The following is a 23,820-nucleotide window of genomic DNA, read 5'->3' as shown; positions in this document are numbered from 1 at the left end:
ATTGCAGTCAGGAATTACGGCATTTCCACTTTCACGCGGAAGTATTGACTGGCGTTATTGGTTTTTGTCCATGTCCCGCCGGATAAGGTTTCGCGCCCCTCGACAAAATAATGCCGCAACGGCGTCAAATCCGGATTCCAGGTAATTTCCGGTTCGCCGTTCATCATATCCATAACTGCACGGAATACGGAATTTTCATCGGTCGGGTCGGTTCCGGCAATATATTCCTGCCAGGCGGTGTATCCGTCATGATCAACATCGTCCATTGCGGCATTTTCATACTCTTCTGCAGAGCTGCCGGGCGCGACCAGTCCATACAGCTCCAGCCACGCATACGGCACCGGTTCCGGCGACTGCTGGGTAAATGCGGATGCGAACGGAACGGCATAAACATTCTGTTCGATTGCGATTGCACCGAATTCCGGCGATAAAAAATGCAATGATGCCGCAATCGTTTCCGCCACGGCTTCCGACTTTGCGGAGATCAGCAGATTGGTTTCCGCCGGAGAATATCCAGTTAATACAACGGTGGCATTACCGGAGAATTCATCGACAATTTGAATTCTGGACGGGTAATTAAATGTGACCACAGCGCCGGCCTGCCCGGAAAAATTACTTACATTGAGCACTGCACTTGAATATAATTCTAATGTTCCGGCATTCAATGAAACCGTTGCAGAGGAAAGATGATTCGTCCCGCCAAGTTTCCAGCGCCCGCCGCCGGTTTTTGTAACCGATACCGCCGAATTCGCAGCTCGCATTGGGTCACGCATATCTAATATTCCACCATGTGCTGTATCAACCGTTATTGATCCGCTATTCAGAAAAACAGAATTTGCACCGTTTTTATCACGGTTGCCGGAAAATACTGCTGTCTTATTTTCGCTTACAACAAAGGTAAAAACACCATTCCCTGTTCCAAAAATTGCGCCGCCAGAATTTGTTGCTATATTATCATAGAAAGAAACATCTTGTAGATTTATAATACAGGCTTCACTTGATGATGATTGCGGGAGACCGTAAATTGCTCCGCCCGAATAAGCTGAGTTAGAAACGAACGTACATTCGGAAATATTTAACACACCAGAATTATAAATTGCACCACCATTGGTTGTTGCTGAATTTGCGAGAAATAACATTTTTGAAAAATTTGCCGTCCCTTCATGAACAAATAAGCCGCATGCATTCATGACAGCTCCGCCAAAATCTGCATGATTATTTACAAACTCACCGCCTGACGCCGTAAGATTTCCTTTATCACTATATATAGCTCCTCCGACATATGCTCCCGTATTATTATAAAAAGAGACATTTGTTAAATTTATTGTAGCGTTTGTGCCGACATTATAAATCGCCCCACCGTAATTTCTGCCTATCGTCAAATTATTAGTAAAACAACCATTGGTCATGGCAAATAATCCATAGTTACGAATCGCCCCGCCGGAGCCTTTTGAAGAATTTCCGGAAAAAATAGTATTTGTTGCGGTAATAATCCCGTTATTTGTATTAAAAATGGCGCCACCCCATAAGGCTGAATTAGCGGTAAAATCACTGTTCGCTATTTCAATCACTGCATTTGTTCCGGTGTTATAAACCGCACCGCCATAATTTGATACAGTGTTATTCATCAGCGAAGAATCCGTGATATAAAATTTTCCAATGTTATAAATCGCACCGCCGTCCCCGCGACTGACTTCATTCCCGTTAAATATAGTGTTTGTTGCAATTGCAGTTGCGTCCTGATTATTAAAAACAGCTCCGCCGGAATTGGTTGCCGTGTTCCCTAGAAACTGAACATCTGCAAGCGTTAAAACACCGTTTGAGTTGGAATTAAAAACTGCCCCGCCACGGAATCGAGCACTGTTTTTTGAAAATAAGGCTTCCGTTATGTCAAGTGCGCGCGCATTCCAAATGGCGCCGCCCGCATTCGCAGTATTTTCGACAAAAAAGCTGTTTTCCAATGTATTCGTGGAATCTGTCATATTGTTCAAGATTGCACCGCCGGAATTAACGGCGTGATTATTCGTAAATCCGCTCGACTTTATGACAAACGTTCCGTGATTGAAAATTGCACCGCCATTCGTTTGAGCAGAATTTCCGGAAAAAGTACCGGATTCTATCACCAAATTGCCGATATTGTAGATTGCGCCGCCGCGATTTGAAGTTACATTATCAGCAAAAAATACATCTGTCAGAAAAGCGTAAGAATCTGCATTATAATTATTAACGGCACCGCCAAAATTTTCGGCGGAGTTATTAATAAAGCCTTCGCCGGATATGTTTAAAATACTGCGATTTTCAATGGCTCCGCCATTATTCGCTGTATTATTCTCAAACCGGACATTTTCAAAACTCGCATCACCGCTATTTACCAGCCCATTTACAGCATTACTCCAGCTGTCATTCACAAATGCACCGCCATTACCTCCGGCAACATTATTTGAGAAAGCCCCGCCGGTCATCTTGGCAATATACCAGTTTGCTACCGCTCCGCCGGCACCGGAAGCTGAATTGCCGGAGAAAAATACATTTGTTAACGCAATTTCTCCTTCCGTTAATATCATCTCATTGGTGTAGAGCACCCGCACATTAAAAATCGCACCGCCATTTGTCTGCGCTGTATTGTTCTCAAACCGGCTGTCAATTAACCCGAAGATTCCGTTATTAAAAATCGCACCGCCATGCACTGCAGATTTGTTTTCAAGGAAAAACGTATTTGTCACATTTATATGTGCGTTTCCATGGAGAGAGTTATTATGAATTGCACCGCCGCTATTGGCCGAGTTGTTCTCAAAATGATTACTTATAATATTCACTCTTCTTAGATTCCCGATAGCTCCACCACTTATTGCGGCGGAATTTCCTCTAAAAATTGTGTCTAACAACGTAAGCGTTCCTGTCGCCGTCTGCAGGATGGCACCCGCATTATTTTCCGCGGAATTACTATCAAATGTGCTGGATAATATTGTTACTTCACCACGGTTTCCGATGGCTCCACCCAAACGTGCAGTATTGCCGAAAAAAATGCTGTCTGACAGATTCAACGAACTTGATGTAGCATTAAAAATTGCTCCTCCTCGATATGTAGCGGTATTGTTTGAAAAGAAAACATTCGTCAGATCAACCAAAGCGTTTGTGCCGGTGCTGTAAACCGCACCGCCGAGATTTTTGGCTGAATTGTTGATAAATCCGCCGCCGGTCATATAAAACACACCGCTCTCATTTGAAACCGCACCGCCGTAATCCGCCGATTTTGATAAAAAGGTAACATTGGTGATGCTGACTGTTTCCCCGTCACTTAGCGTAATGCGCTCCTGAGCCAATCCGCTGACCGCCAACATCACACTGCCCCACGCGATTTTGATTATGCTATCGTTTTTCATGTGCTTCCCTTTTTTATGTTCAGGAATTCGCACTCCTTTAGCGCCATGAAAAACAAAAGAGGCGCGAACTCCATGTTCGTGCCTCATCTGAGGGTTAGCACGCCCTGTTGGGAAACACAAGACAGGGAGCCGCGCCGCAGGCGCGTCTCGCAAGCTCGCTTCCCAACTTGAAAGTGCTAATTTCAGATGAAGCAATTCTACGCGTTAACGCAAAACTATATTTATTTGAATGCGGTTTTAGTCTTTAAAATTCTACGTGTCAAACGCAGAGATGCTGAAGATCCGGAAATTCAAGGCCTGAAAATGGAGAGCATTAACCGCAAGAAACACGAAACAGCATGAAAGGAACCCTGTTAACTATTAATCCGCGCTCATTTGCAGCAGGAAATCCTGTTAATCCTGTAAATTCCGTCAAAATAAAATTTTGCGACCTTTGCGATCTTCCGGTTAAATTTTTCAAACAGAAGTTCGCAAGGCGCGCGAAGTTTTTAACCACGGATATCGCAGATATAAACGGATATAGGCAAAGAAAAAGAATTTTTTTAACGGGATGAACAGAATTTACACGGATAAAAGCTCACCAATAAAAATCCTGCTGATCTTGTTCATCCTGTCAAAAAACTCTCCGCTGTCTTTCTTGTCTCCGTGTAAAGATTCGTTTCCATCCGTGATATCTGCGGTTAAAAAACTCCGGCGCGCATTACACAACTTTCATCTTTCATAGTTGACCGTTCATTTTTATAGTGCGCCTCGAAACTTGAGAGGGATTGAAATGAAGTACAAACGCATTTTATTGAAGCTCAGCGGCGAAGCGCTGCAGAACCGGGAAACAGGTCTCAGTATTGACCCGGCAGTCCTTGAAGCGATCGGACGGCAGTTTAAAGAATTAATTAAAGCCGGCGCGGAAATCGCGGTCGTGGTCGGCGGCGGAAATATTTTTCGCGGTCTGGCGGGTGAAAAAGGCGGAACCGACCGTACGACCGGCGACCACATGGGTATGCTGGCGACTGTGATCAATTCACTGGCGCTGCAGTCGGCGCTCGAAAACGAAGGCATTCAAACGCGCGTGATGACGGCAATTAATATGCAGGAAGTTGCGGAGCCGTTTATCCGCCGTAAAGCGATGCGCCACCTTGAAAAAGGCCGCGTGGTGATTTTCGGCGGCGGCACCGGCAATCCCTATTTTACCACCGACAGCGCCGCCGCATTGCGCGCATCCGAAATCGGCGCCGATGTGCTGATGAAAGCAACGAAGGTTGACGGCATTTACACCGCCGATCCGGTCGAAGATAAAACCGCCACGCGGTTCGATAAAATTACGTATGCCGACGCGCTGAACAAACAGTTGAAAATTATGGACGCCGCCGCATTTTCACTCTGCATGGAAAACGATATTCCAATCGTTGTATTCAACTTTTTTAAAGAAGGCGAGATGCTGCGCGTATTCCGCGGCGACAACACCGGTACACTGGTGACGCATTAGTTGAACCGCAGATAACGCGGATGAAAACGGATTTTTATACAGAGCTAATGAGGAACACGAGAAGGAATTGGCAGGGCGCGCAGTCCCTTGCGCGCCGCACCGGTACGCTGGTGACGCATTAGCTTGAACCGCGGATAACGCGGATGAAAACGGATTTTTATACAGAAGTAACGAGGAGCACGAAAAGGAATCGGCAGGGCGCGCAGTCCCTTGCGCGCCGCACCGGTACGCTGGTGACGCATTAGTTTGAACCGCGGATAACGCGGGTGAAAACGGATTTTTACACAGAGGTAACGAGGAACGCGAAAAGGAATCGGCAGGGCGCGCAGTCCCTTGCGCGCCGCACCGGTACGCTGGTGACGCATTAGTTTGAACCGCGGATAACGCGGATGAAAGCGGATTTTTATACAAAGGTAATGAGGAACACGAAAAGGAATCGGCAGGGCGCGCGGTCCCTTGCGCACCGCACCGGTACGCTGGTGACGCATTAGTTTGAACCGCAGATGACGCGGATGAAAGCGGATTTTTACACAGAGGTAACGAGGAACACGAAAAGGAATCGGCAGGGCGCGCAGTTCCTTGCGCGCCGCACCGGTACGCTGTGATGCATTAGTTTGAACCGCGGATAACGCGGATGAAAACGGATTTTTACACAGAGGTAACGAGGAGCACGAAAAGGAATCGGCAGGGCGCGCAGTCCCTTGCGCGCCGCACCGGTACGCTGATGACGCATTAGTTGAACCGCGGATAACGCGGATGAAAACGGATTTTACACAGAGGTAACGAGGAACACGAAAAGGAATCGGCAGGGCGCGCAGTCCCTTGCGCGCCGCACGTTTGAACGGAAACAGTTTCGCGCAACTTTGCGTTCATTGAGGTTACAAAAAAAATTAATATGCGTTACTCTATAGTGAACGAAGGAGTAAAAAATGGAAACGACAACAGAAGTTTTACTGGCCGCTGAAGAAAAGATGGGGAAAGCGGTGGAATTTTTGCAGCAGGACCTGGCCGGACTGCGTACCGGCAAAGCGAGCCCGAGCCTGGTGGAAAATATTACAGTGGATTATTACGGTTCGGCGAGCCGTCTGCGCGACATCAGCAACATTGCTACGCCGGAACCGCGCCTGATTACGATCAGTCCGTTCGATCCGTCGTCGCTTGGAGCGATTGAAAAAGCAATCATCGCCGCCAACATCGGCATTACGCCGCTGAATGACGGCCGGCTGATTCGCGTGCCGATTCCGGAGCTCAGTGAGGAGCGCCGGAAAGATCTGACCAAAGTTGCTTCGCGTACCACAGAAGAGCAGCGCGTCGCCGTGCGCAACATCCGGCGCGAAGCGAACGATCAGCTCAAGGCGCTGGAGAAAAGCGGTAAAATTACCGAAGACGATCTGGCAGGAAGCCTTGATGAAACTCAAAAACTGACGGATGCGCATATCAGCAGGATGGACGCGCTGTTCACCGCCAAAGAAAAAGAACTGATGGAAGTCTGATGAAAAAAATTCTGATCGGAGTCAGCGGCGGAATTGCGGCATACAAAGCCGCGTCCGTTGTCAGTGCCTTAAAACAGGCGGGACATGATGTACAGGTTGCCATGACTCCGGCGGCCTGTAAATTTGTTGCGCCGCTCACCTTCGCAGCGCTGTCGCAAAAAGAAGTCCGCACCGAACTGTTTACGGAAAATCCGGCGGACAAAGGCCGGCTGTTTCCGCACCTCTATCCGTCAACCACGGCGGATCTGTTTGCGCTGATGCCGGCAACAGCCAACACGATTGCAAAAATAGCGCATGGCTGCGGCGATAATATTGTCGCTGCCGCCGCGCTGTCGCTCAGCAAGGCATGCGTGAAAATGTTCTGTCCGGCGATGAATGCGCACATGTGGGAGAATCCGGCGGTGCAAAAAAATGTTACAACGCTCGAAGCGTTCGGCTGGCAGCGCATCGGTCCGGGTGCAGGCCGCGCGGCGTGCGGCAGTTCCGGTGCCGGACGAATGAGCGAACCGGAAGAAATTCTCGCCGCGATTCACCGGGCGCTCGCATGAAAACTGTCCTGATTCTTTCCGGTCCGACGCATGAATATTTTGATCCGGTGCGCTTTATCGGCAACGCCAGTTCCGGCAAAATGGGTAAAGCACTCGCAGAAGAAGCACTGAAGCGCGGGCTGCATGTAGACTTTATTTCCGGTCCGGTACCGGAAAATAATCTGCCCAAAGTAGACGCGACGCCCTCGTCGCGTTTCTCCATTTCTAATGTTACATCCGCCGGAGAGATGCTTGCTGCCGCGCAGGAAAAATTTTCGAGTGCAAATCTCATTCTATTTGCCGCCGCCGTTGCCGATTTTCAACCGGCGCAAAAATTCGCCGAAAAACTGCCGAAAACCGGCACCGGCTTTGCGATTGAACTGACACCAACGCCCGACATCGCCGCGATATTGTGTGCCGGAAAAACGCCGGCGCAAACAGCAATCGGATTTGCACTGCAAACACACGACGGTGAAAAACTCGCGCGCGAAAAACTGATTTCTAAACACCTCGACGGCATCGTGCTGAATACGCCGGCAACACTCGGCGCTGAAAACGGAATGTTTACGTGGATTGATTCTTCCGGCACCGAACCGTGGGGACTCATAAATAAAGCGGCCTGCGCCGGGAAAATTTTCAAGAAGGTGATTGCGCAGATGTGATCGGCTCGAATCTGCCGAAGCGGCGCAGATATGGGCTTTGAAAAATTCTGTAACGCAGATGAAACTTCCGGCTTCATTCCGCCGGAACTTAAAATGAGACTGGAAGCTTTGTTTGCATTATTTCATTATTCCAACGTTATGAAACCCGGTGTGACAGTTTTGAAAGGCGGCACAGAATTTATTGTGCACAGCACCGCCAACCGCATCTGGCTGCTGCTGTTCGATTCACCGGACGCTGAAGCGCCGGCGCAGACGATTGAGATCACAGAGCGGGCCGGGAATTTGCGCCGGATTTTTATTGCCGGCGCCGGTGCCGGTACGCTTTATCTTTATAAAACCGACGCCGTACCGGAACAGTGGCTGCTTGATCCGTATGCGCGTGCTGTGCACTTCTCACGCGGCTGGGGCGAGCGCGCCGGCATTGCGCCAATCCACGGCGGCAGGATCCGCACAGGCAAACATTTTCCGAAAAGCGTGGTCGTTGACAGTTCATTCAACTGGCGCGGCGAACGGCGGCCGGACACACCGCTCGCAAAAACCATCATTTACGAAGCGCACCTGCGCGGCTTCACCAAAAATTCCGCTGATCCGGTGCGCGGCGGAACCTATCTCGATTTTATTGTAAAAATTCCGTACCTTAAAGAGCTCGGCATCACAGCGGTGGAATTTCTGCCGGTATTTGAATTTAACGAACTGGAATATATGTTCGAAAAAGGACCGCGTGCGCCGCTGCTCAATTTCTGGGGCTACAGCACACTCGGATTTTTTGCGCCGAACAGCCGTTATGCGTCGTCGCGCGAACCCGGTGCGGCAGTGACTGAATTTAAAACGCTGGTGAAAGCGCTGCATCGCGCCGGCATCGAAGTGTTTCTTGACGTGGTATATAATCACACAGCTGAAAACGGTTTTAACGGACCGGTGTACAGTTTCCGTAATCTTGACGAACAGGCCTATTATATTATCGATTCCGCCGGGAACTACAGCAACTGGACCGGCACCGGCAATACGTTCAACTGCAATCATCCGGTCGCAACGCAGCTGATTGTTGATTCACTGAAATACTGGGTAACCGAGATGCACGTCGACGGATTCCGTTTCGACCTCGCCAGCATTTTTTGTCGCGATGAAACCGGCGGGATGCTGGATTCGCCGCCGGTGATTCAGGCGATCGAAAATGAACCGGCGTTAAAAAACGTAAAACTGATTGCGGAAGCGTGGGACGCTGCCGGCGCCTATCAGGTCGGCAGTTTCCCCGGCCGGCGCTTTTCAGAGTGGAACGGGCGTTATCGCGACGACGTGCGCCGGTTCTGGAACGGTAACGATGCCGTCGGTGTGCTCGCCACACGGCTGGCCGGCAGTTCCGATCTGTATCAGCCTGCCGGGAATTCGCCGCTGAAAAGTATTAATTTTATCACAGCACATGACGGCTTTACGCTCGCCGATCTCGTCTCCTATTCCGGCAAGCACAACGAAGCCAACGGTGAAGGAAACCGCGACGGTGAGAATAATAACGACAGCTATAATTTCGGAGTTGAAGGTCCGGCGAATAACGCCGGAATAAACGCACGCCGCTTAAAGCAGCAGAAAAATATGCTCGCGTCTCTTTTTCTGGCGCGCGGCGTACCGATGCTCGTTGCCGGCGATGAATTCGGGCGTACACAACGGGGTAATAACAACGCCTATTGTCAGGATAACGAAATTTCGTGGATCGACTGGTCGCTCGCGAAGAAAAACCGGGAGCTGCTGGATTTCACTAAACAACTGATTGCACTGCGCAAGAAATATGCGGTACTGCGCGCCGGCAAATTCTACACCGATCGCAGCCTGAAATGGATCGCGCCGGATGGACACAGCATTTACTGGGACACTGACCGGATTGTCGGCATGATTGCCGGCGGGAAAAACAAACTGTGCATCATTGTGAATAATACCGATCTTGAGCCGCGCTTTAAACTGCCGGCAGGCCGCTGGAAACTGCTGCTCTCCACCGAGCCGTCCGCCGCCGCGCCGGCGGAACAAAACTTTACCGCGCCGCTGTATTCCGTTACGGTATTGGAAAGAAAGTAGACGCATCCACGAACGCAGAGAACGCGACGTCTGCGGCGGGTCTACTTTGATTAGGAAAAATGTATGTCAAGCTCACGAATGATACGGGTGAATGAACTGCTGAAGCGCGAAATCGCAACGGATATTCCGCGCCTTTTTGCCAACAGTAATTTTGACACCGGCGCAATTACAATCACCCGCGTTGAAACCGGCTCCGATCTGCGCGATGCCACCGTGTACGTTTCCATTTTCGGACACGAAGATGAACGCCAGCGAATGATCCGTTTTCTCAACGCGCGCCGCAAAGATGTTCAGAGCCGCATGAGCAAAAACGTTATTTTAAAATACACCCCGCGCCTCTACTTTAAACTCGATGACTCGCTCGAATCCGGCGACCGCGTGCTCGATATTCTTTCGCATCTCGATATTCCCGAAGATGAAGACGAATAAATTATAATTCTTATTTTTTATTATTCCCGCCATGAGAAAACGCAATATTCTTCCTGACCCGGACGGCATCCTTCTAATCGATAAACCGCAGGAATGGACGTCGCACGATCTGGTCGCAAAAATCCGCAACCGGTTTCAACTGAATAAAGCCGGCCACGGCGGAACACTCGATCCGAATGCCACCGGACTCGTCGTTCTGCTCGTCGGGCGCGGCACAAAACTTTCCGCTAAAATCATGGGCGGCGATAAAGCCTATGAAGGCGAAATTCTGTTCGGCGTTGAAACCAATTCGCAGGACACCGATGGAGAAATCGTTGCTGAAAAAGATCCGTCCGGCATTACTGAAGAGGCACTGCGCGCCGAAATGAAAAAAGCCACCGGCGACCAAATGCAGCTGCCGCCGATGGTTTCCGCTATTAAAATTAACGGTGTTCCACTGTACAAACACGCGCTCAAGGGCCATGAGGTCGAACGCGAACCGCGCTTTATCCACATTTATAAATTTGCCTTAAAAGAATTTACGCCGCCGCGCGCAACATTTGAAACCGTCTGCACCAAAGGCACCTATGTCCGCACGCTCGCGCACGATCTCGGACAGCGCCTCGGCTGCGGGGCCTGTCTCTCACAGCTCCGGCGCACAAAATCCGGCGAGTTTAAGCTGGCCGATGCCAGGACGCTTGACGAAATTTTAAAATGGGATCGCGCCGAATTTGAAAAAAACATCATTACAGTTCACGATATTTGAAAAAAGCAGACGCGATGCCCCCGTCGCGTCCACGAACGCCGAAAACGCAAAAAACCACAGATAACACGGATATAAACGGATTTTTACAGAAAGAGACAGAGGGAATCGAAGGAGGTTTAAATTTTTAATTTGTTTGCCGCTTCGCTGCTTTGCGTGCGCAAAAGTCCTTTTTCGAATCATGCTTAGGATTTTACAATGTTGGTTGTAGATAACATTTCAAAATTACCAAAAAACGGACGCCCTGTCGTTCTCGCAGCGGGCTGTTTCGACGGCGTGCATACCGGCCATGCCAAAGTCATTCAAACCGCGGTTCAATTTGCCCGGGACAATTCCGGTGATGCGTGGATTTACACTTTCAATCCGCATCCGGTAAAAATTTTAAGCCCGGCGGTTGCACCGGAGTTGATTACGCCGCTGGAACTCCGCCGCCGGCAGTTTGAAAAAACCGGCGCCGCCGGCGTCATCGAAATTCCATTCGATACGTCCTGCGCCGGAATCCCGCCGGAAAAATTTTTGAGTGATTTAAAAACCGGTATTCCGGCACTGGCTGGCATTGTCTGTGGCACCGACTGGTCGTTCGGCGCCTGCGCTGGCGGAACGTTTACTATGCTCGAAAAATTCTGCGCACAGCACGGAATCGCAGCCATTGCCGTTCCGGCAGTACTTTCCGGCGGTGAACGCATTTCAAGCAAACGCATTCGCGAGCTGATCCGCGCCGGTCAATTGCCGGCAGCGGAAAAACTGCTCGGACATCCGTTCTGTATTTCCGGCACTGTGATCGAAGGCAATCACATCGGGCGCGAACTTGGATTCCCCACGATTAATCTTCAGTCAGACAATGAGTTGATTCCGGCGGCGGGCGTTTATGCCGCTCGCGCCCGGGTTCAGAGTGCGGCATCCGGCGTTCAGAGTTTTTCCGCCGCAGTGTTTATCGGTATGCGAAAAACATTTCATGACGACACACCGGTCATTGAAGCACACCTGCTCAATTTTTCCGGCGATCTCTACGGACAGCACGTTGAACTTTACCTCATTGAAAAAATCCGCGACATCATTTTCTTTTCATCGCGCGAAGCACTGATAGAACAAATCGGGAAAGACATCGGCCGGATCGGCCAGGCGGTGTAAGCAACTCATATTTGACTTTCGTCCCGGTAACCTCAAAACTTTAAAAAATGAACCTGCTTGGTATTGAAACTTCATGCGACGAAACGGCTGCGGCGGTGCTGGTTGACGGCGCGGTACGGTCGAACGTGATTTATTCGCAGATTGCCAAACATGCGCCGTACGGCGGCGTGGTGCCGGAAATTGCATCGCGCGATCATGTAAAAAAACTGCCGGGCATTATTGACGAAGCACTGCGCACTGCGAATGTTGATTATGCCCGGCTCGATGGAATCGCGGTTACCTGCGGTCCCGGTTTGGCGAGTTCGCTGCTGATCGGTTATTCCGCCGCACGCGGACTGGGCCTGCGGCTGAATATTCCGGTGACCGGTGTGCATCATCATGAAGGGCACATCTATTCCGTTTTTCTTGGGGAAAATCCACCGGAACCTGCCGGCGCGTTTCCAATGCTTGTGCTGCTTGTTTCCGGCGGCGATACAAAACTCGTTTATATGGAAACCCCGGGGAATTATAAAATTATCGGTCAAACGATTGATGACGCCGCCGGCGAAGCGCTGGATAAAGGCGCAACGCTGCTCGGACTCGGTTATCCCGGCGGCCCGGCAATTCAGCGTGCCGCCGAAGGCGGCAATCCCGGTGCGGTGCGGTTTCCGCGCGGACTCGATAACGCCGGCGGCGAGTGGAAATATAAGTTCGACCGCAAACTCTGTTTCAGTTTCAGCGGACTGAAAACCGCACTGCTGTATCATGTTCAGCATCATCCTGAAGCGCTGACTGATGAATCGGCAAAACGCGATCTGGCTGCGAGTTATCAGGAAGCTGTGGCCGATGCACTTGCACTGCGCACTGAACGGGCGCTCGAGAAAATTCCGGTAGCGTCATTCGCCGCCGCCGGCGGTGTTTCGCTGAATACAATCCTGCGCGAAAAATTAACAGCACTGGCGGCAAAGAAAAAAATTCCGCTGCGGCTTTCGGCGCCGAAGCTTTGCACGGATAATGCCGCGATGATTGCCGGCGCTGCGTTTCTTAAATATTCCGCCGGACATCCGTTCTGTCTGCCGGACGATGTGAACCCGAATCTGCAATTAACGAATTGGTGAAATGGTTATTTTGTCAAAGGTCGAAAGTCTAAAAGTCGCAAGTCAATTTTTTAAAATGTTCGGCTGTTTGACTTTTGACCTTCGACTTTTAGACCTTCAGACTCCCCATAAATGAAAAAGCGCGCGGCAGTTGGAATGAGCGGCGGCATGGACAGTTCCGTGGCGGCGGCGCTGCTTGCGGAGCAGGGATATGAAGTTATCGGTTTAACGGCGCACATGTGGAAAGACGGATCGCGCTGCTGTTCACTTGAAGATGTGGCGCGCGCGCAGAAAGTCTGTGCGGCACTCGGCATCCGGCATTATGTAGTCAATGCGCAGGGCCGGTTTGCGGAACATGTGGTCGCGCGGTTTGTAAACGAATATGCCGCCGGGCGAACGCCGTCGCCGTGCATCGCGTGCAATCAGTTTATTAAATTCGGATTTCTGCTCGAACGCGCGCTGCAGCTGGATTGCGAAATTCTTGCCACCGGACATTATGCGCAAATTGAAAAGCACACCGGAAAATTTCATCTGCTGCGCGGCGTCGACCGCACGAAAGATCAATCCTATTTTTTGCACCGGCTCTCCCAAAAACAGCTCGCGCATGTGGCGTTTCCGCTCGGCGGCTGGAAAAAAGAGGATGTGAAAAAATGGTCGGCGGATCACAGCCTGCCGGTTGTGCCGCGCGGCGAAAGTCAGGATTTATGTTTTGTTGAAGCCGGGAAATATCCGGAATTTATCGAAGCACACGCGCCGGAAATTAAACGGCGCGGCCGTCTTCTGGATGCCGCCGGAAAACAGATCGGTGAACACGGGGGTATTCATCGTTTCACCGTCGGACAGCGCGGCGGCACCGGCGTTGCCGCCGGTGAGCGCGTCTATGTCAGCCGCATTGATGCAGATTCCGGCGATATTGTTTTAACGCCGCGCGCCGGTGTAATGAGTTCTGACTGCCGCGTTAACGATCTGCACTGGATTGCCGGCGAATTTCCGCCGGACGAAAATACATTTACGGTTCAACCGCGTTACGGACATCCCGGCGCACCGGCGCGTCTTGAAAAAACCGGCGCGGGAATGATCGTTCATTTTGCAGAACCGCAGTTCGCGCTTACACCCGGTCAGGCCGCTGTCGTTTATTCCGGCGACGAGGTTCTCGGCGGCGGGTGGATTGCCGGTTAAATTTGAAATGTGGAATTTCGCTGAGCCCGCTAATTTAACTCGTATTCCATTGGGTCGTTTTGTAGATTTACGCTCAATTTTTGGAGATTTTTATGGCAAAAACCGCGATCAGTCCAACGAGAGAGGAAAATTATCCGGAGTGGTATCAGCAGGTGGTGCGCGCGGCGGAACTGGCAGAGAACAGTGACGTGCGCGGCTGTATGGTGATTAAACCGTGGGGGTATGCGCTGTGGGAAAATATTCAGCGCGGTCTGGATAAGCTGTTTAAGGAGACCGGCCATGTGAATGCCTATTTCCCGCTGTTTATTCCGAAGAGTTATCTGGAAAAGGAAGCAGAGCATGTTGAGGGCTTTGCGAAGGAGTGCGCGGTGGTTACGCATCACCGGCTGGAAGCGGGTCCGGACGGCAGGTTAATTCCGGCGGGTGAGCTGGAGGAGCCGCTGGTGGTGCGTCCGACGTCGGAAACGATTATCGGTGCAACGTATGCGAAATGGGTGCAGAGCTGGCGCGATCTGCCGATTCTGATCAATCAGTGGGCGAATGTGGTGCGCTGGGAGATGCGTACGCGGCTGTTTCTGCGCACCGCCGAGTTTTTGTGGCAGGAGGGGCACACCGCGCACGAAACGGAAATTGAGGCGATGGAAGAGACGCGCAAGATGCTGGAGGTGTATAAGCATTTTGCACAGGAATATATGGCGATGCCGGTGCTGACAGGTGAAAAGACGGACGGTGAGCGTTTCCCCGGCGCGGTGAATACGTTTTGTATTGAAGCGCTGATGCAGGACGGCAAAGCGCTGCAGGCGGGGACGAGTCATTTTCTGGGACAGAATTTTGCGCGGGCCTCTGAAATTAAATTTCAGTCGCGCGCAGGCCGTGAAGAGTTTGCGTGGACGACGTCGTGGGGCGTTTCTACGCGGCTGATCGGCGGGCTGATTATGACGCACGGCGACGACGACGGCATGATCATGCCGCCGCGTCTCGCGCCGGCGCATGTGGTGATTCTGCCGATTATCCGCAAGGAAGCGGATTATGATGCAATCATGAAGTATTGCAACGATACGGCGGGTATGCTGCGCGCGCAGCTGTACGACGGTCGTCCGGTTGAAGTGGTGGTGGATGCACGCGACATCAATGCCGGCGAGAAAGGCTGGCAGTGGGTGAAGAAAGGAATTCCGGTGCGGGTGGAGATCGGTCCGCGCGATATGGAAAACGGCTCAGTGTTTGTGGCGCGGCGCGATAAAGGTCCGAAAGAAAAATACGGACAGAGCCGCGAAGAATTTGCGGCGTCAATTTCCGGCGTGCTGGAAGAGATGCAGAGAAATCTGTTCGAGCGCGCGCTGAAATACCGCGAGGAGCATACACGCGAAATTGATTCATGGGATGAGTTCGTTGCGTTCTTTAAGGACGGGTGCGGCGGGTTTGCCTTAGCGCACTGGGACGGCACGCCGGAAACCGAAGCGAAAATCAATGAAGAATTATCTGTGACAATCCGGTGCATTCCGTTTGACTATGAACAGAGCGGCGCCGGCAGCTGTATTGTCAGCGGCCGGCCGAGCAAAGGACGTGTGGTTTTTGCGAAAAGCTATTAATCGCAAGGAAGGAGAACGCATGGCGAAAAAAAGATTTAATATTAAAGGAACGAAGGACTTTCTGATCCTCGCCGTTTTTCTTGGATTTCTTTGTGTGTGGGCAATTCGCGATGCATGGTTTCCGACCGAAAAGATTTTGAAAAAACATCCGCTGGAAATACCGGTGGCTTTTTCTGTTCCCGGCGTGGTCAGCCAGATACCGGTGCAGCCCGGCGATAAGATTGAACCCCGGACACTGTTGGCATCACTGCGCGATGAGCCGTACAAACTAAAAGTTGCTGATGCTGAAAAGGCCTACAGCGAAGCAAAAAATTCCGGCGCGGATGATGTGGAAGAAAAAATGGAAGCGTTAAAAACAGCGCGTGCCGATTTGCAGGCCTGTTCACTTTATAATACAGATATTATGCTGGCGGATCTGTACGGCGAGGGCGATAAACCGCTGCGCGGCAAAATCCTGGAAATTCTTGTTTCGCCGGCGACGGCAATCGAAGCCGGGCAGCCGGTACTCACCATCCGTCCGCAAGATACATTTTACCTGTTTAATAAGTCGCTCTCGATTTTCTCGTTTTTCGGTGCGGCTGCCGCATTAATTTTTCACTGGCTGGCATCAAAATAAAATTTTCCGGCCGGTGGTGTTGCAATGAGTCATGGGATCATTCCGGCGTGTTTAAACATATGGATATCGGCATCGACAGAATCTCGTTTTATACAGCGCAGTATTTTCTGGATTTAAAGCTGCTGGCGGAAGAGCGCAAGGTTGATCCCGGGAAATTTCTGATCGGTATCGGTCAGGAAAAAATGGGTATTCCGCCGCCGGATGAAGATATCGTAACCATGGCGGCAAGCGCCGCATTCCCGCTGAAAAATTCCGGCGAACTTGAACAGGTCGAAACAATTTTATTTGCTACCGAGAGCGGAATTGACCAGTCGAAATCCGCCGGTCTTTTCGTGCACGGTTTACTGGATCTTCCGGAACGCTGTCGCGTGGTAGAATTAAAACAGGCGTGCTACAGCGCAACGGCGGCACTGCGCATGGCGATGGGTCTGGTGGCGATGAATCCGCATACCAAAGTTCTGGTGATTGCGTCCGATGTTGCGCGCTACGCACTCGGCAGCCCCGGCGAATCAACGCAGGGCTGTGGCGCGGTGGCGTTCACCGTCGCCGCCAATCCGCGGCTGGTTGCGATTGATCCGGAAGCCGGTTTTTATTCATCTGATGTGATGGATTTCTGGCGGCCGAATTATCTGTCCGAAGCGCTGGTGGATGGCAGATATTCAACGCTGATTTATATCAAAGCGCTGTTGAAATCGTGGCAGCAGTACGCCGCGCAAAGCGGGCGCACGCCGGAAAATTTCGCGCGCTTTTGCTATCATATTCCATTCACGCGTATGGCGGAAAAAGCGCATCAAAAACTCGTGAAAGGGATCTCCGGTGAAGAACTCCACCGCGTCACCGGCGAATCATTAATTTACAGTCGCGTCGCCGGAAACTGTTATTCCGCTTCACTCTACATTGGACTCTGCTCGCTGCTGGATCATTCCGGAGAGGATCTCGCCGGGAAACGGATCGGCTTTTACAGCTACGGCTCCGGCTGCACCGCCGAATTTTTCAGCGGCGTAGTTCAGCCGGGCTGGCGCGGCGTTTTGTTTTCTGACGCGCATAAAACTCTGCTCGCAAACCGCGCGGCGCTTACATTCCGGCAGTACGAAGACATTTATCTTTACGGCATTCCAACCGATGGCGGCGAATATTCATTCCCGCAATACCGCACCGGCCCTTTCCGCTTCGCCGGACTTCGCGCGCATAAGCGCATTTACGAACCTGCCGGGATCTGATTCACTGACCGCAATGAAAGCAATCGCGCCAGGCAAACTGATTTTGAGCGGCGAGCATGCAGCGGTTTACGGAAAACCGGCCGTTGCTATGGCGATTGATCGCAGCGTAACCGCCACCATTGAAGAAACACCGGAAGACGTAGCGTTCGATCTGCCCGGCAAAGAGCGTCAATCATTTACACTGCGGGCGCTGCGCGATTTTAGACGCCGTGCCGTCAATAACTATCAGCTTTTTCTCGAAGGCAAACTCGGTATTCGCGACGTCCTGAACAAGCCGGTGGATCTCTTTAAATACGGTTTTATCACCGTGCTCGACGGACTGCATCATTCGCTCGACAGCGGCATCGTTATTAAACTTAAATCCAATCTACCGATGGGCAGCGGTCTCGGTTCATCGGCGGCATCCGTGCTCAGCGAACTGCGCGCTCTCGGCCATTATCTGCGCGTCGACTTCAAGCCGGACTGGTATTACAACTTCAGTATGGAGGCCGAAAAACTGCAGCACGGCCATCCCAGCGGCGTCGACTCCTATATTTCACTTTACGGCGGCGCCGCTGTATTTCAAAACGGCCGGGCGCGTTCAATTCCGCTGCCGCGCATGAAAATGTTTCTGGTCGAAACCGGACTGCCGGAATCAACCACCGGCGAATGCGTTGTACAGGTAAAAACAAACTTTGAAACCGATAAAATCTGGGATGACTTTGAAGCCGTGACCGGCGCAGTCGAACAGGCGGTGTGTTCCGCTAACTGCGGAATGATGCGCGCATTGATTCGCGAGAACCATCAATTGCTTTGCCGGATCGGTGTTGTACCGGAGCCGGTCCGGAAGTTTATCGCCGAAATTGAAAATTCCGGCGGCGCCGCAAAAATTTGCGGTGCCGGAGCAGTCCGCGGCACTGCCGGCGGCGCTGTCATCGTATTCGCCGATTCCATGCCGGTCGCGCTCGCCGCAAAATACGGCTATAAAATTTCACCGCTGCGCGGCGATCCGCTCGGCACAAGAATTGTTTAATAAACCCCGGATCGCGCGGATAGAAATGAATTTTATTTACCGCAAAAAACACGGGAATTAGTGATTAGAATTTTGACAGGATAACAGGATTGAAATCGTCAATTACAGCCTCGGCGCCGGGATCGCTGATGTTATTAGGCGAGCACGCTGTATTACACGGACGTCGCGCGCTGGTCTGTGCAATCAATCAGCGCATCCATGTAACAATCAATCCGGCACCGGGAAAAATTCTGCGCATTACATCGGCGCTCGGAGAATATGAGGCGCCGCTGGCAGCGCTGACTGACCATCCCGATTTTCGTTTTGTGCTGGATGCTGTAAAACAATATTCGCCGGCGCAGGGTATCGAGCTTAAAATCGAATCCGATTTCCCCGGCGACATCGGCTTCGGTTCTTCCGCTGCCGTTACTGTTGCTACGCATGCGGCATTTTTAGAAAGTAGACGCGACGCCCCCGTCGCGTCCCCCGTACGTAAAGAACGCGACGGGGGCGTCGCGTCTACGTTAATGGAAATCTTCAAGCGCAGTTTGGCAACGATTCGCCGTGTGCAGGGATGCGGTTCCGGTGCAGATGCAGCGGCCAGTGTTTTTGGCGGTGCAGTGGCGTACCGCGCAGAACCATTAGAAATTCAACCGCTCAAAGAAGCATTTCCGTTCACAGCCGTTTATTCCGGCGCAAAAATGAAAACGGCGGATGTTATCCGGCATCTCGATGAGCGCCGCGCGCTGAATCCGGGCTGTTTTGAGAAAATTTTTGATCGCATGGATCAGAGCGTTGGAGCCGTGATGGATGATTTTTCAACGCTCGGGGAAAACCTGATTCTCAATCAAAAACTGATGGAAGAGGCGGGGCTTTGTAATGCTGCGCTCGCCGCAATCATCACTGAATTTGCCGCACAAAACATCCCGGCGAAAATTTCCGGTTCCGGGCTGGGCGATTGTGCGATCGGGCTCGGCGAGTTTCCGGCGCCGGAAAGATTCAGAGCGTTTCCACTCCAGGTATCTGATTCCGGCGTAAAAACCGATAAGGGTACTGTTGGTTGCGAAAGCTGCTCTGCGAGTCCGGCTCCAAAATTAAAGTAATCCGGGGAAAAACTGCCATTGTACTTTTTTATCCATCATCTATGCCGGTCTCTAAGCTTATTAGATGTTTAGTCCCACAGTGTACTGGAGTGATGTATAACCAGCTCCGGAGGGATAAATTATGGGACAGATAGTACACGGATGCACCCGTACGACTGAGGCGGTGCGTCGAACGATACAACATCGTCAAGAGAGCCTGAATGGTCTGGTGCGGAGGCACGGTATTAACCCGAAAACCGTAGCGAAACGGCGACAGCGCACAACGGTACAAAGTGCCCTGATGGAGCCCAGGCATCCTCGGTTAACGGTGCTGAGCAAGGAGGAAGAAGCCGCTTGCGTCGCTTTTCGGCAACACACGCTGCTTCTTCTCGATGATTGTCTTTACAGCCTGCAGACCGCCATACCTCATTTAACATGCTCCTCTCTGCATCGTTGCTGCCAACGTCATGGTATTCGCCGGCTGCCGGATACCAAAGATCCCCGGAGCAAACGGAAATTCAAAACCTGTCCGATCGGGTTTTTCCATATCGACATCGCTGAGGTCCGCACGGAAGAAGGCAGGTTATATATGTTTGCTGCCATTGGCCGTACGTCAAAATTTACTGTTGTTCAGCTTCACGAAAAGGCAGCCCGGCGAATTGCCGCCAACTTTCTTCCAGAGCTCATCCGGGCCGTTCCTGATACTATCCACACCGTATTAACGGATAACGGAACCCGGTTTACCTCGCCGGGTAACCGACAATCCGCGATAGCGGATATCAAGCAGGCGATAAATTCCGGAAGTCTTTTTCGCGCACATGCCTTTGAGCCGGCTTGCGCCCGAAACAATGTAGATCACCGGTTGACCCAACTCAAACCATCCCTGGACAAGCGGACAGGTTGAGCGGATGAACCGGACGTTGAAAGAGGCCACGGTGAAGCGTTATCACTATGGAACCCAAGATCAGCTGAAAGAACACATACAGACCTTTTTGATGGCCTATCACTTTGCCAAACGGCTCAAACCATTACACGGTCTTACGCCATACGAATATCTCTGCAAACTCTGGACTTCTGATCCGGATCGCTTTAAGTTTGATCCGTTCCAGCACACTGGTGGGACTAAACATCTAATTCCATGACGTTGGTAGCAACGATGCAGAGAGGAGCGTGTTAAATGAGGTATGGCGGTCTGCAGGCTGTAAAGACAATCATCGAGAGGAAGCAGCGTGTGTTGCCGAAAAGCGACATAGGCGGCTTCTTCCTCCTTGCTCAGCACCGTTAACCGAGGATGCCTGGGCCCCATCAGGGCACTTTGTACCGTTGTGCGCTGTCGCCACTTCGCTACGGTTTTCGGGTTAATACCGTGCCTCCGCGCCAGACCATTCAGGCTCTCTTGACGATGTTGTATCGTTCGACGCATCGCCTCAGTCGTACGGGCGCACCCTTGTACTATCTGTCCCATAATTTATCCCTCCGGAGCTGGTTATACATCACTCCAGTACACTGTGGGACTAAACATCTAACATTTGCCGGATAAAAATCCTGTTCATCCAGTCCAAAATATTTTTGTCTCCACCCCTACCGATAGACTGCTTTTTCCAATGCGGTGCGCATGGCGTTGATGTCCGGCTCAATGCCGGTCCAGATACGGAACGACTGCGCCCCCTGGTGCAGCAGCATACCGAGTCCGTTGGCAATCAGCGCGCCGGATTTTTTAGCGGCGGAAAGGAGTGCGGTTTCGGGATACATATAAATCAGATCAAAAACGCGCTGTCCGGCACAAAAAGCATCCGGCGGAAGCAGCGCCGGATCATCCTTGTGCATACCGACCGGCGAGGCCTGAATGATCAGGTCAGAGTTTTTTGCGGCGGCAATCTGCTCCTCTTTGCCGGCCGGGTGAGACACGTCAACCAGCGGCGCGTGCTTTTTAATTTCCAGGGCCAGCGCCGTGACGCGCGCGGCATCGAGATCGGCCAGTGTCAATGATTCCGCCCCGTGAAGCGCGGCGGTGAGTGCGACCGCGCGACCGGCGCCGCCGCAGCCGAGAATGAATACGCGGTCGTGCTCTACCGTTTTGCCGAAGGCTTCATTGAGCGCTTCGAGAAATCCGCAGCCATCGGTGTTGTGTCCGACCATCCCGCCGCCGGCAGTAAATTCCACAGTGTTCACCGCGCCGAGAATGCGCGCGCCGGCGGCGAGGTTTTTTAGCCCGCGATACGCCACCTCTTTCAGCGGGATGGTGAGGTTTACACCGGCGTATCCTTCTGACGGAAGGAGTGCGAGGCGTGTTAACAATTGTTGCGGCGGCACGTCGAGGCTGCCGTATTCATACTCTTGATCCAGTCCCAGCGCCGCCAGCGATGCGCTGTGCATCACCGGAGAGAGGGTGTGACCAATCGGATGCCCGAGCACGGCGAGTTTTTTCATTTGGTTTTTCCTGCGATCCGGTTTAATCCGGCCACGATGGCGCGCACGGCTGCCTGACCGATATTGGAGTCGGAACCGGCGCCGAAAATCACACCGTTACCGTTCAGTTTTAAAGGGACGTATGCCATGGCCTGTGCGTCTGCGCCCTTGCCGACAGCCTGTTCGTGATAATTATCCACTGTAAAGTCGATTCCGGCAATGGTGCGCACGGCGTTAACGAATGCCGATACGGGACCGTTGCCGTCCGCCTCAACCCGATGTTCTTTGCCGTTGATACGCAGGTGAACTTCACCGTGGATAAATGCCGGATCTTCGTCATCCGGACGCGGCCAGTAGGCGATCAGTTCAAACGGTCCGGCAGGGGTGATAAATTTTTCGCGAAACACGCTATAGACTTCGGCGGCGGAAATTTCCCGTCCGGCATTTTCACTGTATGCCTGAACCTCTTCGCGCAGCTCCGGCTGCATCGCCTTCGGAATCTGCACGCCGTATTCCTGCTCCAGGATCCATGCAATGCCGCCCTTACCGGACTGCGAATTGATACGGATCAGTTTTTCAAAATTACGCCCTAAATCTGCCGGATCAATATGCAGATAGGGCATTTTCCATTCCATGCCGAATGCCGCCGGCGCATCTTTCAGCCGGCGCATCCCTTTGTTGATCGCGTCCTGATGCGAGCCGGAAAAGGCCGTGAAGGCATATTCGCCGGCGTACGGCTGGCGATAATAGATCGGCATACCAGTCAGACGTTCCACCGTCGCAACAATTTCCTCCATGTGCGAGAAATCCAAACCGGTATCAATGCCGCGCGAATAGAGGTTATTCACCACCGTCACCAAATCGACATTTCCGGTGCGCTCACCGTGACCGAACAGCACGCCCTCCACGCGGTCGGCACCGGCCAGCAGCGCCAGTTCGGTAGCGGCCACCGCCATGCCCTGATCGTTATGGGCGTGCAGTGAAATTTTCACGCTGTCGCGGTACGGAAAATTCCGGATGAACCATTCAATCATATCCGCATAATGATTCGGCGGACGGCGTTCCACCGTCGCCGGCAGATTCAAAATCAGCGGTTTTTGCGGCGTCGCTTTGCCCCATGCCTCAAATACGGCCGTGCAGACCTCCACGCAGAACGGCAGATCGGCGTCGGTGAATTCCTCCGGAGAAAATTCATACCGGATATCACTCTCCGGCATCGCATCCGCCAGCGCGCGAATCTGTTTGGTCGACTCAACCGCTGTTGCCAGCGCACTCTCCCGGTCGGTGTTGAACACATGTTTCATGTGCAGTTCCGAAACGGCCAGATAGGCATGCACAATTCCCTGCTTCACGCCGCGGAATGCCTCGAACGTCCGTTCAATTAAATGCGGCCGGCATTGCGTTAAGCCCATAATAAATACGCCGTCCGGAATCCGGTCTTCTTCAATCAGCTGGCGGAAAAAATCAAAATCCTCCTGGCTGGCTGAAGGGAATCCGACTTCGATCTGTTTAAATCCCATGCGGCACAGCATTTCGAAGTATTCCAGTTTCTGTTCCGGATTCATCGGGTCGGGCAGCGCCTGATTTCCGTCGCGCAAATCCACTGAACACCATTCAGGGCTGACAGTTACCGTGCGCGACGGCCATTGCCGGTCCGGCATCTTGAACGGATCCGGATCTTTATATTTCGGTGCTTTCATTATTCTTTTCCTTTTAATTTATTTTTACACAGAGAAAACCT

Annotated in this window: 19 protein-coding genes and 2 pseudogenes; 16 read left to right on the top strand and 5 right to left on the bottom strand. The window is 51.9% G+C overall.

Annotated elements, in window-relative coordinates:
• Nucleotides 1-14 precede the first annotated feature (14 nt).
• A complete protein-coding gene (locus tag WC959_04610; protein ID MFA5688412.1) occupies nucleotides 15-3,383 on the bottom strand; it encodes a hypothetical protein in 3,369 nt (1,122 codons plus the stop codon).
• A 772-nt stretch (nucleotides 3,384-4,155) separates the two neighbouring features.
• Here WC959_04610 and pyrH point away from each other — a divergent pair.
• The gene (pyrH, locus tag WC959_04605) at nucleotides 4,156-4,866 is read left to right on the top strand and encodes a UMP kinase (GenBank protein MFA5688411.1); all 711 of its coding nucleotides are present in this window, start codon (nucleotides 4,156-4,158) and stop codon (nucleotides 4,864-4,866) included.
• 44 nt (nucleotides 4,867-4,910) lie between these two features.
• Here the strand turns inward: pyrH and WC959_04600 are convergent, their stop codons facing one another.
• Complete coding sequence (locus WC959_04600) at nucleotides 4,911-5,354, bottom strand: hypothetical protein (protein MFA5688410.1); 444 nt, start codon at nucleotides 5,352-5,354, stop codon at nucleotides 4,911-4,913.
• A gap of 441 nt (nucleotides 5,355-5,795) precedes the next feature.
• Here WC959_04600 and frr point away from each other — a divergent pair, with 441 nt between their 5' ends.
• The 15 genes and pseudogenes from frr to WC959_04525 all read left to right on the top strand — a co-directional run bounded on the left by frr (nucleotide 5,796) and on the right by WC959_04525 (nucleotide 20,812).
• Nucleotides 5,796-6,359, top strand: coding sequence for a ribosome recycling factor (frr, locus tag WC959_04595; protein ID MFA5688409.1), 564 nt, complete (start codon nucleotides 5,796-5,798; stop codon nucleotides 6,357-6,359).
• Nucleotides 6,359-6,907: a flavoprotein gene (locus tag WC959_04590; protein MFA5688408.1), complete on the top strand. Its 549-nt coding sequence runs from the start codon at nucleotides 6,359-6,361 to the stop codon at nucleotides 6,905-6,907. Before frr ends, WC959_04590 begins: the two co-directional genes overlap by 1 nt.
• Entirely contained in the window at nucleotides 6,904-7,548 is a 645-nt protein-coding gene (locus WC959_04585; protein MFA5688407.1) for a phosphopantothenoylcysteine decarboxylase, read from the top strand. The genes WC959_04590 and WC959_04585 overlap by 4 nt, the downstream gene beginning before the upstream one ends.
• Before the next feature lie 93 nt (nucleotides 7,549-7,641).
• Nucleotides 7,642-9,615: a glycogen debranching protein GlgX gene (glgX, locus tag WC959_04580; protein MFA5688406.1), complete on the top strand. Its 1,974-nt coding sequence runs from the start codon at nucleotides 7,642-7,644 to the stop codon at nucleotides 9,613-9,615.
• Nucleotides 9,616-9,678: 63 nt separating this feature from the next.
• Nucleotides 9,679-10,044, top strand: a complete 366-nt coding sequence (rbfA, locus tag WC959_04575) for a 30S ribosome-binding factor RbfA (GenBank protein ID MFA5688405.1) — start codon at nucleotides 9,679-9,681, stop codon at nucleotides 10,042-10,044.
• 31 nt (nucleotides 10,045-10,075) lie between these two features.
• Entirely contained in the window at nucleotides 10,076-10,789 is a 714-nt protein-coding gene (truB, locus tag WC959_04570) for a tRNA pseudouridine(55) synthase TruB (GenBank protein ID MFA5688404.1), read from the top strand.
• A gap of 195 nt (nucleotides 10,790-10,984) precedes the next feature.
• Nucleotides 10,985-11,917, top strand: a complete 933-nt coding sequence (gene ribF / locus WC959_04565) for a riboflavin biosynthesis protein RibF (GenBank protein ID MFA5688403.1) — start codon at nucleotides 10,985-10,987, stop codon at nucleotides 11,915-11,917.
• Between the two features lie 47 nt (nucleotides 11,918-11,964).
• A complete protein-coding gene (tsaD, locus tag WC959_04560) occupies nucleotides 11,965-13,014 on the top strand; it encodes a tRNA (adenosine(37)-N6)-threonylcarbamoyltransferase complex transferase subunit TsaD (GenBank protein ID MFA5688402.1) in 1,050 nt (349 codons plus the stop codon).
• Between the two features lie 111 nt (nucleotides 13,015-13,125).
• Nucleotides 13,126-14,172 carry a tRNA 2-thiouridine(34) synthase MnmA gene (gene mnmA, locus WC959_04555; protein ID MFA5688401.1) on the top strand — a complete coding sequence of 349 codons (1,047 nt, stop codon included), beginning with the start codon at nucleotides 13,126-13,128 and terminating at the stop codon, nucleotides 14,170-14,172.
• A gap of 92 nt (nucleotides 14,173-14,264) precedes the next feature.
• Entirely contained in the window at nucleotides 14,265-15,761 is a 1,497-nt protein-coding gene (gene proS / locus WC959_04550; protein MFA5688400.1) for a proline--tRNA ligase, read from the top strand.
• 19 nt (nucleotides 15,762-15,780) lie between these two features.
• Nucleotides 15,781-16,377, top strand: coding sequence for a hypothetical protein (locus tag WC959_04545; protein ID MFA5688399.1), 597 nt, complete (start codon nucleotides 15,781-15,783; stop codon nucleotides 16,375-16,377).
• A gap of 59 nt (nucleotides 16,378-16,436) precedes the next feature.
• Nucleotides 16,437-17,597 (top strand): hydroxymethylglutaryl-CoA synthase, encoded by a 1,161-nt coding sequence (locus tag WC959_04540; protein ID MFA5688398.1) that lies wholly within the window; start codon nucleotides 16,437-16,439, stop codon nucleotides 17,595-17,597.
• Nucleotides 17,500-18,609, top strand: a complete 1,110-nt coding sequence (locus WC959_04535) for a hypothetical protein (protein MFA5688397.1) — start codon at nucleotides 17,500-17,502, stop codon at nucleotides 18,607-18,609. Before WC959_04540 ends, WC959_04535 begins: the two co-directional genes overlap by 98 nt.
• Before the next feature lie 80 nt (nucleotides 18,610-18,689).
• Nucleotides 18,690-19,691 (top strand): galactokinase family protein, encoded by a 1,002-nt coding sequence (locus WC959_04530; GenBank protein MFA5688396.1) that lies wholly within the window; start codon nucleotides 18,690-18,692, stop codon nucleotides 19,689-19,691.
• A 121-nt stretch (nucleotides 19,692-19,812) separates the two neighbouring features.
• Nucleotides 19,813-20,812 (top strand): annotated as a pseudogene (locus tag WC959_04525) (integrase core domain-containing protein).
• On the opposite strand, the pseudogene WC959_04520 reads toward WC959_04525, so the two are convergent.
• From WC959_04520 to WC959_04510, 3 genes and pseudogenes are all read right to left on the bottom strand, one after another.
• Nucleotides 20,803-21,135, bottom strand: a pseudogene (locus tag WC959_04520) (IS481 family transposase). The pseudogenes WC959_04525 and WC959_04520 overlap by 10 nt on opposite strands.
• A 116-nt stretch (nucleotides 21,136-21,251) precedes the next feature.
• On the bottom strand, nucleotides 21,252-22,100 hold the full coding sequence (locus tag WC959_04515) for a shikimate dehydrogenase (GenBank protein ID MFA5688395.1): 849 nt from the start codon (nucleotides 22,098-22,100) through the stop codon (nucleotides 21,252-21,254).
• On the bottom strand, nucleotides 22,097-23,779 hold the full coding sequence (locus WC959_04510; protein MFA5688394.1) for a 2-isopropylmalate synthase: 1,683 nt from the start codon (nucleotides 23,777-23,779) through the stop codon (nucleotides 22,097-22,099). The genes WC959_04515 and WC959_04510 overlap by 4 nt, the downstream gene beginning before the upstream one ends.
• Between the last annotated feature and the right edge of the window lie 41 nt (nucleotides 23,780-23,820).

Source organism: Kiritimatiellales bacterium, assembly GCA_041656295.1.
GTDB lineage: Bacteria > Verrucomicrobiota > Kiritimatiellia > Kiritimatiellales > Tichowtungiaceae > Tichowtungia.
The sequence above is the reverse complement of the archived record's forward strand: the minus strand, read 5'-3'. Positions and strand labels throughout refer to the sequence as shown.